Genomic DNA, 13,142 nt, shown 5'->3' on the forward strand with positions numbered 1-13,142 from the left:
AATGAATCAAGAAGAATTATCTAAAAAATTGCTCTCTCCTTCAAAGAACTCTCGTCTTGAGAAATTAGGGAAAGGTCTAACTTTTTCCTGCCTCTCTTTGATTGTTATCATTGTGGCTATGATTTTAATCTTTGTAGCCCAAAAAGGTTTGTCAACCTTCTTTGTTAATGGTGTGAATATCTTTGATTTTCTATTTGGTGCAACTTGGAATCCATCAGGTAAACAATTTGGTGCACTTCCAATGATCCTAGGTTCCTTTATTGTCACCATCCTATCAGCTTTGATTGCAACACCATTTGCCATTGGAGCAGCAGTCTTTATGACAGAAGTATCACCAAAAGGAGCAAAGATTTTGCAACCGGCTATCGAACTTCTAGTTGGGATTCCTTCAGTAGTTTATGGATTTATCGGTTTGCAGGTCGTCGTACCTTTTGTACGTACTGTCTTTGGTGGAACAGGTTTTGGTATTTTATCAGGGATTTTCGTTCTCTTTGTCATGATTTTACCGACTGTTACCTTTATGACAACGGATAGTCTACGTGCTGTTCCTCGACACTACCGTGAGGCTAGTTTAGCGATGGGTGCAACTCGTTGGCAAACCATTTGGCGTGTGACCTTGAAGGCTGCTCGTTCAGGTATTTTCACAGCAGTAGTCTTCGGAATGGCGCGTGCTTTCGGTGAAGCCCTTGCGATTCAAATGGTTGTTGGTAACTCAGCAGTTGTTCCAACTTCATTGACAACGCCAGCAGCGACTTTAACATCTGTATTGACTATGGGAATTGGAAATACAGTTATGGGAACTGTTGATAATAATGTTCTTTGGTCACTAGCCTTAGTATTGCTCTTGATGAGCTTGGCCTTCAACAGTGTGATTAAATTGATTACGAAAGAAAGAGGAAAGAAAAACTATGCACGCTAAGAAATTAGATAAACTTGCAACAGCTGTCCTCTATACCATCGCAGGAATCATCGTGACAATTCTAGCTTCTTTGATTCTTTATATTCTAGTTCGAGGCTTGCCTCATGTTTCATGGTCATTTTTGACAGGAAAATCATCTTCTTATCAAGCAGGTGGTGGTATTGGAATTCAGCTTTATAATTCCTTCTTCCTTTTGGTCATCACCTTATTCATTTCTGTACCATTATCCATGGGGGCTGGAATTTATTTGGCTGAGTATGCTAAAAAAGGCCGTGTTACCAATTTCGTTCGTACCTGTATTGAGATCTTGTCTTCTCTACCATCTGTTGTTGTAGGTCTCTTTGGTTACCTTATCTTTGTAGTCCAGTTTGAGTATGGTTTTTCAATTATTTCTGGTGCCCTGGCTTTAACTGTTTTTAACCTTCCACAGATGACACGTAATGTTGAAGACAGTTTGAAGCACGTTCACCATACACAACGTGAAGCTGGTTTAGCACTTGGACTTTCTCGTTGGGAAACAGTCCTTCATGTCGTCATTCCTGAAGCTCTACCTGGAATCGTTACAGGTGTAGTACTTGCATCAGGTCGTATTTTTGGTGAAGCTGCAGCTCTTATCTACACAGCAGGACAATCAGCACCAGCACTTGACTGGTCTAACTGGAATGTCCTAAGTGTATCTAGTCCTATCTCTATCTTCCGTCAAGCAGAAACCTTGGCTGTTCATATCTGGAAAGTCAACAGTGAAGGAACTATTCCTGATGGAACTCTTGTTTCAGCAGGTTCAGCTGCGGTGCTCCTCATCTTTATCTTAATCTTTAACTTTGGAGCTCGTAAACTCGGAAGCTATCTACACAAGAAATTAACCGCTGCCTAAAGGAGAAGCCATGTCGAAATATAATTGGGATGAAAGGCATATCATTACTTTTCCAGAAGAAAAAGTGGCCCTCTCTACGAAGGATTTACATGTTTACTACGGTAAAAACGAATCCATCAAGGGCGTGGATATGCAATTCGAAAAAAATAAAATTACGGCCTTGATTGGTCCATCAGGGTCTGGGAAATCAACTTACCTACGCAGTCTCAATCGTATGAATGATACCATTGATATTGCTAAGGTGACAGGACAGATTCTCTATCAAGGAATTGACGTTAACCGTCCTGAAATTAATGTTTATGAAATGCGTAAACACATCGGAATGGTGTTCCAACGTCCAAATCCATTTGCTAAATCAATCTATCGCAACATCACCTTTGCACATGAACGTGCAGGTGTTAAGGACAAGAAAGTCCTAGATGAAATTGTTGAAACCTCACTTCGCCAGGCTGCCCTCTGGGATCAGGTTAAAGACGACCTTCATAAGTCAGCCTTGACGCTTTCAGGTGGTCAGCAGCAACGTCTCTGTATCGCGCGTGCTATTTCTGTAAAACCAGACATTCTCTTGATGGATGAGCCGGCGTCAGCCTTGGATCCGATTGCGACAGCTCAGCTTGAGGAAACTATGCTGGAGTTGAAGAAGGACTTTACCATCATTATCGTGACCCACAGTATGCAACAGGCTGCTCGTGCAAGTGACTACACTGGATTTTTCTACTTGGGTGATTTAATCGAGTATGATAAAACTGCTAATATTTTCCAAAATGCTAAGCTACAGTCAACTAACGACTATGTAACTGGACACTTTGGTTAGAAAGGAAACAGTATGACAGAACCGATTTTGCAGGTTTCAGACCTGTCTGTTTATTACAATAAAAAGAAGGCTTTGAATAGTGTTTCCTTATCATTCCAACCTAAGGAAATTACCGCCCTTATCGGTCCGTCTGGATCTGGGAAGTCAACACTTCTAAAGGCTATTAACCGAATGGGTGACCTTAATCCTGAAGTGACGACAACGGGATCAGTGGTCTATAATGGTCATAATATCTATAGCCCTCGTACCGATACAGTTGAATTGCGTAAGGAAATTGGAATGGTATTCCAACAACCTAATCCTTTCCCCATGTCTATCTACGAAAATGTTGTTTATGGACTAAGAATTAATGGAGAGAAAGACAAGCAAGTCTTGGACGAAGCTGTGGAGAAAGCTTTACAGCGTGCTTCAATCTGGGATGAGGTCAAGGATCGCTTGCATGATTCAGCTATTGGTCTATCAGGTGGACAACAACAACGTGTCTGTGTAGCTCGTGTATTGGCGACTAGTCCAAAGATTATCCTCTTGGATGAGCCGACCTCAGCCTTAGACCCTATCTCGGCTGGAAAAATCGAAGAAACCCTTTATAGTCTCAAGGACAAGTACACCATGCTTTTGGTTACTCGTTCCATGCAGCAAGCATCTCGAATCTCTGATAAAACAGGCTTTTTCCTTAATGGAGATTTGATTGAATTTAACGATACCAAGGAAATGTTCCTCTACCCACAACATAAGGAAACAGAAGATTACATTTCAGGTAAATTTGGATAAGGAGAAAAAGATGTTACGATCTCAATTTGAAGAAGATTTAGAGAAATTGCACAACCAATTTTACGCGATGGGACAAGAAGTTCTTTCCCAAATCAATCGTACTGTACGTGCTTTTGTCACCCATGACCGTGACTTGGCAAAAGAAGTCATCGAAGAAGACGCAGAAGTCAATGAATACGAAGTGAAACTTGAAAAGAAATCATTTGAAATCATTGCCCTTCAACAGCCTGTTTCACAAGACTTGCGTACAGTTTTGACAGTCCTAAAAGCTGTATCAGACTTAGAACGTATGGGTGACCATGCAGTATCCATTGCTGAAGCAACCATTCGTATGAAGGGGGAACAACGTATTCCAGCAGTTGAGGAAGAAATTAAAAACATGGGACGTGATGTGAAAGCCTTCGTGGAAACAACTCTCGAACTTTACCTCAACGGATCAGTTGATAAGGCATACGAAGTTGCAACCATGGATGAAAAAATTAACCATTATTTCGAAAATATTCGTGATTTGGCAACTGAAGAAATTAGAAAGAATCCAGATGCTATTGTCACAGGTCGTGATTACTTCCAAGTGATTTCATACTTGGAGCGCATCGGTGACTATGCAAAAAATATCTGTGAATGGGTTGTTTACTTTGAAACAGGTAAGATTGTCGAATTGTAAAATTGATTAATTATACACAAAAGGAGCTAAATAATGAATAAAAGCTCCTTTTTTGATAAAGAAAATGAAAAAAATAAATAAATATTAAATTTATACTTGACAAAAAATTTTTATAGAGTTATAATTATACAAAATTAACAGAGAGGTTGTTTATTTATGAAATTTAAAAAATGGATATTTGTTTTATGTAGTTTTCTTGCAAGTTTCTTTTTAGTAGCTTGCCAATCGTCTAGCTCAAGCTCACAGTCTGCAGTAGACGCTATCAAACAAAAAGGGAAATTGGTGGTCGCAACTAGTCCAGACTATGCTCCATTTGAGTTCCAAGCACTTGTAGATGGTAAGAACCAAGTTGTTGGTGCAGATATTGATATGGCACAAGCAATCGCTGATGAACTTGGTGTGAAACTAGAAGTTTCAAGCATGAGTTTTGACAACGTTTTGACTAGTCTTCAGACAGGAAAAGCAGATTTGGCCATTGCGGGTATCAGTGCCACTGAAGAAAGAAAAGAAGTTTTTGATTTTTCAATTCCTTACTATGAGAACAAAATTAGCTTCCTTATTAGAAAATCAGACCTTGAAAAATACAAGGATTTAGATTCTCTAGCAAGTGCTAATATTGCAGCTCAAAAAGGAACTGTTCCTGAATCAATGGTCAAAGAACAACTTCCTAAAGCGCAGTTGACTTCATTGACAAATATGGGGGAGGCAGTCAATGAACTTCAATCAGGTAAGGTCGATGCTGTTCACATGGATGAGCCAGTAGCTCTAAGCTATTCTGGTAAAAATTCTGATTTGGCAGTGGCTACAGTAAGCTTGACTATGAAAGAAGGCGAAGCAAATGCTGTTGCTATCAAGAAAGGCAACTCAGATTTGAAAGAAGTAGTTGATAAGGTCATTCAAAAATTGAAAGATGACGGAACTTATCAAACATATCTTGAAAAAGCTGCTAAGCTAACAGAAGTAGAACAATAAAAAATAACAGAGTTGGATTTTAGTCCAGCTCTGTTTTTAAGTAGTTTAATGTTGTTTCAAGAATTTCTAGAGGAACCTTAGCAAATTGATAAGGACAAGTCCCTATGTAGGATGATTCGAAAAAGTCGAGATTTAAAGGACTGTGTTTGAGACTTGCAATCTTAGGATAGTCTCTAAGATCAAGTAAGACTCCATCATGGAGAGGATAGATAGGCAAGGAAATGGGATAGTTATTTAAGAGTTGTTGGATGTGTTCCTGACTTTTTTCCTGAAGTGCTAATCTTGCTAGTCTGTTTTTCTCAAAGAGTTGACTATCGATATAAAGAGATAAGGCTTTTTGCATGATAAGGTTGTTATCATAGTCCAGAATATTTTTATAAGTTACAAAAGCATCCTTGATAGCATTTGGAAGAAGAAGTGCAGTTATCCGGAGGGCAGGAAATAGACTCGTAGAAAAAGATTTGATATAAATGACCAAATCATGCTGGTCCAGATAATGAAAGGTTTGTCCCATTTTAGGATCCAAGTCACCTAGATAGTCATCTTCAACGATATAGATTTGATATTTTGCTGCCAAATCAAGGATAGCAAGTTTTTCCTCATCAGAATAAGAATGGCCCAGAGGATAGTGGAAACGTGGAATGGTATAGAAGAACTTAATCTTTCCGCTTTTAAACTGTTCCTCAAGTTCTTTCAGGTCAATGCCATCCACCCGTCGTTCAATGGTCTGATAGGGAAGATTTTGAGCCAACAGTAGTTGATTCATTCGATGATAGGTTGGCTGTTCAACTAGTATTTCCTGAGCTCGCCCTGGAAAATCAATCTGCGAAAGAATAAACAGTGCTTGCTGGGTTCCAGACGTCATGACTAACTGGTCTGCTTTACTATAAATCGCTTGATCAAAAAGTAATGTCTGAACAGATTTTCGTAATTCTTCTAAGCCCTCTTGGTTTTCATAGTAGTTGTAGAGATAATTTTCTCGTCCAATCAAGCTTTCATTGACGCAAAGCCGAAAATCATCATAGGCAGCCACATGTTCATCGTTAACGGAGATAATGAGGTCTTCGTGACTGTTTTGTTGTTCCAATACATAATAACCACTTTGAGGTTTGGAGTAGATGTATTTCTCGTATCGAAGTTCCATGAGTGCACGCTGAATGGTGTCTTTACTACAGTGGAAATCTTGACTGAGTCTTCGAATAGATGGCAGGCGACTTCCTGTCGCAAATCTACCTGATTCTATCTCATTTTTTAGATAGTGAACGACTTGTTCGTACTTGCTTTCTTGCTTCATCCCAAACCTCTCTTGATTCTGTTACATTGTACCTTTTTTTTAGACGTTTGGCAATGTTATACTCTTCGAAAATCTCTTCAAACCGCATCAACGTCACCTTGCCGTATGTGTAGTATACTGACTACGTCAGTTCCATCTACAACCTCAAAGCAGTGCTTTAAGCAACCTGCGGCTAGTTTCCTTGTTTGCTCTTTGATTTACATTGAGTATTAAAAGGCTGTCTAGCATTCAAATCTAGGAAGAAATGTGATATACTTAGTAAGTAAATTTTCAAAGAAGAGTGAGATGATGAAGGTGCAAGAACCAGTTAAATTATTCCAATACAATACTCTGGGAGCCTTGATGGCAGGACTTTACGGTGGGACTATGACCGTTGGTGAATTGCTTGAACATGGAGATTTAGGGATAGGAACCCTAGATTCTATCGACGGGGAATTGATTGTCTTAGATGGAAAGGCTTATCAAGCTAAGGGGTCAGGTGAAAAACCTGAGATTGTAGAAGTTTCACCAGATGCACTGATCCCTTATGCGGCAGTTGTACCCCACCAGGCAGAAGTTATTTTCCGCCAACGTTTTGAAATGACTGATAAGGAACTAGAAAAACGTATTGAATCCTACTATGATGGAGAAAACCTTTTCCGTTCGATTAAGATTCATGGTGACTTTAAACATATGCATGTTCGCATGATACCAAAATCGACAAGCGAAACGAAGTTTGCTGAGGTTGCGACTCATCAGCCTGAATATAGTTGCGAAAATATCTCTGGGACTATCGTTGGATTCTGGACACCTGAAATTTTCCATGGTGTCAGTGTCGCAGGCTATCATTTGCATTTTATTTCAGATGACCTAACCTTTGGTGGTCACGTTATGGACTTTGTCATCAAGGAGGGAATCGTAGAGGTTGGAGCTGTCGATCAGTTGGATCAACGTTTTCCTGTCCAGGACCGTCAGTATCTCTTTGCTAAGTTTAATGTTGATGAGATGAAAAAAGATATTGATCAGGCAGAATAGAGGGAGTCAAATATGAAAATTCATGTAATAATTACTATGATAGCTTTAGTTGTATTTCTTATAGCAGCCATTTGGTATGCAAAAAAGAAATACAAGATTAACCTTTCAGTTTTAGGTCTTGGGGCAGTGGCATTCTTTGTTTCTTCTCAAGTCTTGGAGAAAATCGTTCACCTTTTGGTGCTTCATCCACAAAAAGATGGAACCATTTCGCTTATGCAGGAGCAACCTTTTTTATATGTCCTTTATGGAATTGCTATGGCAGCTCTCTTTGAAGAAACAGCTCGCCTTGTCTTCTTTAAATGGTTGGAGAAGAAGAGAAACTTAGAAGATTCGGATGCCCTCGCCTATGGACTTGGTCATGGTGGCTTGGAGTTGCTCTACCTCGGAATGGGAAGTTTGATTAGTCTTTTGATCCTCCTTTCATTATTAGAGTCTCCAAATCCCGATGTAGCAAATCTCCTTCCCAAAACTACACTCGAAACAGTCCAATCTCTATCTGGATGGCAGGTTTATTTACTCGGTGTTGAGCGTGTGCTTGCTCTTGTTATGCAAATTGGTCTCTCTTTCTGGGTTTATCAAGCAGTCCGTCAAAAGAATTGGATTTACCTAGTAGCTGCTTATGGTTTGCACGCCTTATTCGATCTAGCTCCTAGTCTTTCACAGGTTGGTTGGATTTCAAATCCGCTTCTTGTCGAAGGATTGTTAGCAGTGGAAGTTGTTTTATTTGTATACTTTACAAAGTCAATTTTTTATAAAAAACAATAAACTAAAAGAGGCCTAGCCTCTTTTTAATTTGTATGAATAAAAAAGCTTTTCAAATCATCGAAAAAAATCGCTAAAAATGGTATAATGGAATGAATTTTATAAAAGGATAAGAAGAATGACTGTATTAGATAAATTAAAAGAAACCTTAGAAGGAATTGACATTCGATTCGATGAGCCATTGAAAACTTATACCTATACAAAAGTTGGAGGGAAGGCAGATTACTTAGTTTTTCCTCGTAATCGCTACGAGATGGCTCGTGTCGTTAAATTTGCCAATCAAGAAAATATCCCATGGATGGTTCTTGGAAATGCAAGTAATATTATCGTTCGTGAAGGTGGAGTTCGTGGTTTTGTAATCATGTGTGACAAATTGAATAATGTTACAGTTGATGGTTATACGATTGAGGCAGAAGCTGGAGCTAACTTGATTGAAACTACTCGAATCGCTCTGCGTCATAGTTTGACGGGCTTTGAGTTTGCTTGTGGAATTCCAGGAAGCGTCGGTGGTGCTGTCTTTATGAACGCTGGTGCCTATGGTGGTGAGATTGCTCATATCTTGCAATCGTGTCAGGTTTTAACAAAAGATGGTGAAATCGAGACTTTATCTGTCAAAGACTTAGCCTTTGGTTATCGTCATTCAGCCATTCAAGAATCTGGAGCAATCGTCTTATCAGCTAAATTCGCACTATCTCCAGGAAATTATGAGACTATCAAACAAGAAATGGAACGCTTGACTCATTTACGAGAACTTAAACAACCGTTGGAATATCCATCTTGTGGTTCAGTCTTTAAACGTCCGGTTGGGCATTTTGCAGGTCAATTGATTTCAGAAGCTGGTTTGAAGGGCTACCGTATCGGTGGTGTCGAAGTCTCAGAAAAGCATGCAGGCTTTATGATAAATGTAGCTGATGGATCTGCTAGAGATTACGAAGATTTAATTGAGTCTGTCATTGAAAAAGTTAAAGAACATTCAGGCGTTACCCTCGAGAGAGAAGTTCGTATTCTGGGTGAGCACGAATAACATTATTTTTACACATCATTCAAAGATTGGGATTTTATCGCTAGATAAGATTTAGGCCATTTTTTGTCCTAAGCTTCTTTCTAGCATTCAAAAAGGTCCCAATCTGTTAATTTACGAAGAAAAAGGAATTTAGAGGAATTGAAAAAACCAATTATCGAATTCAAAAACGTTTCTAAAGTTTTTGAAGATAGCAACACTAAGGTTCTCAAGGATATTAACTTTGAGTTGGAAGAAGGGAAGTTCTACACACTTCTCGGTGCCTCAGGATCTGGTAAATCAACCATCCTCAATATCATCGCAGGTTTGCTGGATGCAACGACTGGTGATATTTTGTTGGACGGCGTGCGAATCAATGATATCCCGACCAATAAGCGCGATGTTCATACAGTCTTTCAGTCTTATGCCTTGTTCCCACATATGAATGTCTTTGAAAATGTTGCCTTTCCATTGCGTTTGCGTAAGGTCGATAAGAAAGAAATCGAACGACGTGTGCTAGAAGTACTTAAGATGGTACAGTTGGAAGGTTTTGAAAAACGTTCTATTCGTAAGCTTTCTGGAGGACAACGTCAACGTGTAGCGATTGCGCGTGCGATTATCAACCAACCACGTGTGGTCCTCTTGGATGAGCCTTTGTCAGCTCTTGACCTGAAGTTGCGAACCGACATGCAGTACGAATTGCGTGAATTGCAACAACGATTGGGTATTACCTTTGTTTTTGTTACCCACGATCAGGAAGAAGCCCTGGCTATGAGTGACTGGATTTTCGTTATGAATGATGGTGAAATTGTTCAGTCAGGTACACCAGTGGACATCTACGATGAGCCAATCAACCACTTTGTTGCCACCTTCATTGGTGAATCAAACATCTTGCCAGGAACCATGATTGAGGACTACTTGGTGGAGTTTAACGGCAAACGCTTTGAAGCGGTCGACGGTGGTATGAAGCCAAACGAACCAGTCGAAGTCGTCATTCGTCCAGAAGACTTGCGCATTACTCTTCCAGAAGAAGGGAAGCTCCAAGTGAAGGTTGATACCCAACTTTTCCGTGGGGTTCACTATGAGATTATTGCCTATGATGAACTCGGCAATGAATGGATGATTCACTCAACACGTAAGGCCATTGTTGGTGAGGAAATCGGTCTTGACTTTGAACCAGAAGATATCCACATCATGCGTCTCAATGAAACAGAAGAAGAGTTCGATGCTCGTATCGAAGAGTACGTAGAAATCGAAGAACACGAAGCAGGTTTGATTAACGCTATTGAGGAGGAAAGAGATGAAGAAAACAACCTCTAAACTCTTTGTAGTGCCCTATATGCTTTGGATTGCACTCTTTGTATTGGCACCCTTGGTCTTGATTTTTGGACAATCCTTTTTCAACATCGAAGGCCAGTTCAGTTTAGAAAACTATAAATCCTACTTTGCGTCACAAAACTTGACCTATCTCAAAATGAGTTTTAACTCAGTGCTCTATGCAGGAATTGTAACTTTAGTGGCGCTACTTATCAGCTACCCAACAGCCCTCTTTTTGACTCGTCTCAAACACCGTCAACTATGGCTTATGCTGATCATTTTGCCAACCTGGATCAACTTGCTCCTTAAGGCCTATGCCTTTATCGGTATTTTTGGGCAAAATGGCTCTATCAACCAATTCCTCGAATTTATCGGAATCGGTTCGCAGCAGTTGCTATTTACCGATTTCTCATTTATCTTTGTAGCAAGCTACATCGAGCTTCCATTTATGATTTTGCCCATCTTCAATGTCTTGGATGATATGGATAACAATCTCATCAATGCTAGCTATGACCTCGGTGCAACCAAGTGGGAAACCTTCCGTCATGTCATCTTCCCTCTGTCTATGAACGGGGTGCGAAGTGGTGTCCAATCTGTCTTTATCCCAAGTCTGAGCCTCTTCATGTTGACTCGTTTGATTGGGGGGAACCGAGTGATTACCTTGGGGACTGCCATCGAGCAGAACTTCCTGACTAACGACAACTATGGTATGGGGTCAACTATCGGTGTTGTTCTTATCCTGACTATGTTTATCACTATGTGGGTGACTAAGGAAAGGAGAGAACGATGAAAAAATTTGCAAATCTTTACCTAGCCTTTGTCTTTATCGTCCTCTATTTGCCAATCTTTTACTTGATTGGTTACTCCTTTAATGCCGGGGATGATATGAATAGCTTTACAGGCTTTAGTTTGTCTCACTTTGAAACCATGTTTGGCGATGGAAGGCTCATGCTCATCTTGGTTCAGACCTTTTTGCTAGCCTTCCTATCAGCCTTAATTGCGACTGTCATTGGGACTTTTGGTGCTATTTACATCTATCAATCACGTAAAAGATACCAAGAAGCATTTCTATCACTCAATAACATTTTGATGGTTGCTCCAGACGTTATGATTGGTGCTAGTTTCTTGATTCTCTTTACACAACTCAAGTTTTCTCTTGGCTTTCTGACTGTTCTGTCTAGTCACGTGGCCTTCTCCATTCCAATCGTAGTGCTCATGGTTTTGCCACGATTGAAAGAGATGAATGGGGATATGATTCATGCGGCCTATGACCTTGGAGCTAGTCAGTTCCAAATGTTCAAGGAAATTATGCTTCCTTACCTAACACCGTCTATCATTGCAGGTTATTTCATGGCTTTCACCTATTCATTAGATGACTTTGCCGTGACCTTCTTTGTAACGGGGAATGGTTTTTCAACCCTCTCAGTCGAGATCTACTCTCGAGCTCGTAAGGGAATTTCGCTTGAAATCAATGCTCTTTCTGCCTTGGTCTTTCTTTTTAGTATTATCCTGGTTGTCGGCTATTACTTTATTTCACGTGAGAAGGAGGAAAAAGCATGAAACGACTCTATTCATTTTTAGCAGGCATTCTTGCGATTATCCTCGTCTTATGGGGAATTTCTTATCATCTTGATAGTAAAATTAATAGTCGGGATAGTCAAAAATTGGTTATCTACAACTGGGGAGACTATATCGATCCAGAACTTCTGGAGAAATTTACAGAAGAAACAGGAATCCAAGTCCAGTATGAAACCTTTGACTCCAACGAAGCCATGTACACGAAAATCAAGCAGGGTGGGACAACCTATGATATTGCCATCCCGAGTGAGTACATGATTAACAAGATGAAGGATGAAGACCTCCTGGTTCCACTGGATTATAGTAAGATTGAGGGAATTGAGAATATCGGTCCAGAGTTTCTCAATCAGTCATTTGACCCAAACAACAAGTACTCTATCCCATACTTCTGGGGAACTTTGGGAATTGTCTACAATGAAACCATGGTAGAAGAAGCACCTGAACATTGGGATGACCTCTGGAAGCCAGAGTACAAGGATTCTATCATGCTCTTTGATGGGGCGCGTGAAGTACTTGGTTTAGGTCTTAACTCATTAGGCTATAGCCTTAACTCAAAAGATCCAGAGCAACTGTCACAAACGGTCGATAAACTTTATGAGCTGACACCTAATATCAAGGCAATTGTAGCCGATGAGATGAAGGGCTACATGATTCAGAACAATGCTGCTATCGGTGTGACTTTCTCAGGGGAAGCTAGCCAGATGTTGGAAAAGAATCCTAACCTCAAATACGTTGTACCTACAGAAGCAAGTAACCTCTGGTTTGATAATATGGTGATACCAAAGACAGTTAAGAACCAGGATGCAGCTTATGCCTTTATCAACTTCATGTTGAAGCCTGAAAATGCTCTGAAAAATGCTGAGTATGTCGGCTATTCAACACCAAACAATGCTGCTAAGGAAATGCTCCCAGAGGAGACAAAAGAGGATAAGTCCTTCTATCCAGACGCAGATACTATGAAACACCTAGAAGTTTATGAAAAATTTGACCATAAATGGACAGGAATCTACAGCGACCTCTTCCTACAGTTTAAGATGTACCGGAAGTAGGAGTAAATATAAAAAAACGAATCAGTTAGCTGGTTCGTTTTTTGAATAGAAAGTAATTTGTATAGTTGTTTATTTTTACTATCCTATTTGCTTATTTTATAGCCTCGTAGTATA

14 protein-coding genes are annotated in these 13,142 nt (G+C 39.9%); 13 read left to right on the forward strand and 1 reads right to left on the reverse strand.

What is annotated here, in order from left to right:
• Position 1: 1 nt before the first annotated feature.
• From pstC to TZ94_RS07470, 6 genes are all read left to right on the forward strand, one after another.
• Positions 2-919 (forward strand): phosphate ABC transporter permease subunit PstC, encoded by a 918-nt coding sequence (pstC, locus tag TZ94_RS07445; protein ID WP_045615626.1) that lies wholly within the window; start codon positions 2-4, stop codon positions 917-919.
• Positions 909-1,793, forward strand: coding sequence for a phosphate ABC transporter permease PstA (gene pstA / locus TZ94_RS07450; protein ID WP_006150807.1), 885 nt, complete (start codon positions 909-911; stop codon positions 1,791-1,793). The genes pstC and pstA overlap by 11 nt, the downstream gene beginning before the upstream one ends.
• 10 nt (positions 1,794-1,803) lie before the next feature.
• A complete protein-coding gene (gene pstB, locus TZ94_RS07455) occupies positions 1,804-2,607 on the forward strand; it encodes a phosphate ABC transporter ATP-binding protein PstB (RefSeq protein ID WP_000049858.1) in 804 nt (267 codons plus the stop codon).
• Positions 2,608-2,619: 12 nt separating this feature from the next.
• Positions 2,620-3,378 carry a phosphate ABC transporter ATP-binding protein PstB gene (gene pstB, locus TZ94_RS07460; protein ID WP_016466007.1) on the forward strand — a complete coding sequence of 253 codons (759 nt, stop codon included), beginning with the start codon at positions 2,620-2,622 and terminating at the stop codon, positions 3,376-3,378.
• 10 nt (positions 3,379-3,388) lie between these two features.
• The gene (phoU, locus tag TZ94_RS07465) at positions 3,389-4,042 is read left to right on the forward strand and encodes a phosphate signaling complex protein PhoU (RefSeq protein ID WP_006150750.1); all 654 of its coding nucleotides are present in this window, start codon (positions 3,389-3,391) and stop codon (positions 4,040-4,042) included.
• A gap of 156 nt (positions 4,043-4,198) precedes the next feature.
• Positions 4,199-5,014, forward strand: coding sequence for an ABC transporter substrate-binding protein (locus TZ94_RS07470; protein ID WP_045615629.1), 816 nt, complete (start codon positions 4,199-4,201; stop codon positions 5,012-5,014).
• Positions 5,015-5,033: 19 nt separating this feature from the next.
• Here the strand turns inward: TZ94_RS07470 and TZ94_RS07475 are convergent, their stop codons facing one another.
• Positions 5,034-6,308, reverse strand: a complete 1,275-nt coding sequence (locus TZ94_RS07475) for a PLP-dependent aminotransferase family protein (protein ID WP_045615631.1) — start codon at positions 6,306-6,308, stop codon at positions 5,034-5,036.
• 285 nt (positions 6,309-6,593) lie between these two features.
• On the opposite strand from TZ94_RS07475, the gene budA reads away from it, so the two are divergent.
• The 7 genes from budA (at position 6,594) to TZ94_RS07510 (ending at position 13,028) form a co-directional block, all read left to right on the forward strand.
• Positions 6,594-7,322: an acetolactate decarboxylase gene (gene budA, locus TZ94_RS07480; protein ID WP_045615633.1), complete on the forward strand. Its 729-nt coding sequence runs from the start codon at positions 6,594-6,596 to the stop codon at positions 7,320-7,322.
• A gap of 12 nt (positions 7,323-7,334) precedes the next feature.
• Entirely contained in the window at positions 7,335-8,087 is a 753-nt protein-coding gene (locus TZ94_RS07485) for a YhfC family intramembrane metalloprotease (RefSeq protein WP_045615635.1), read from the forward strand.
• A 115-nt stretch (positions 8,088-8,202) separates the two neighbouring features.
• Positions 8,203-9,108 carry a UDP-N-acetylmuramate dehydrogenase gene (gene murB, locus TZ94_RS07490; protein WP_045615637.1) on the forward strand — a complete coding sequence of 302 codons (906 nt, stop codon included), beginning with the start codon at positions 8,203-8,205 and terminating at the stop codon, positions 9,106-9,108.
• Positions 9,109-9,246: 138 nt separating this feature from the next.
• Positions 9,247-10,404 carry an ABC transporter ATP-binding protein gene (locus TZ94_RS07495; RefSeq protein WP_045615639.1) on the forward strand — a complete coding sequence of 386 codons (1,158 nt, stop codon included), beginning with the start codon at positions 9,247-9,249 and terminating at the stop codon, positions 10,402-10,404.
• On the forward strand, positions 10,385-11,191 hold the full coding sequence (locus tag TZ94_RS07500) for an ABC transporter permease (protein WP_045615641.1): 807 nt from the start codon (positions 10,385-10,387) through the stop codon (positions 11,189-11,191). The genes TZ94_RS07495 and TZ94_RS07500 overlap by 20 nt, the downstream gene beginning before the upstream one ends.
• Positions 11,188-11,961 carry an ABC transporter permease gene (locus TZ94_RS07505; protein ID WP_045615642.1) on the forward strand — a complete coding sequence of 258 codons (774 nt, stop codon included), beginning with the start codon at positions 11,188-11,190 and terminating at the stop codon, positions 11,959-11,961. Before TZ94_RS07500 ends, TZ94_RS07505 begins: the two co-directional genes overlap by 4 nt.
• Positions 11,958-13,028 carry an ABC transporter substrate-binding protein gene (locus TZ94_RS07510; RefSeq protein WP_045615644.1) on the forward strand — a complete coding sequence of 357 codons (1,071 nt, stop codon included), beginning with the start codon at positions 11,958-11,960 and terminating at the stop codon, positions 13,026-13,028. The genes TZ94_RS07505 and TZ94_RS07510 overlap by 4 nt, the downstream gene beginning before the upstream one ends.
• The last annotated feature ends 114 nt before the right edge of the window (positions 13,029-13,142 follow it).

This window comes from Streptococcus infantis, from assembly GCF_000960085.1.
In the GTDB taxonomy this organism is placed as follows: Bacteria; Bacillota; Bacilli; order Lactobacillales; family Streptococcaceae; genus Streptococcus; species Streptococcus infantis_C.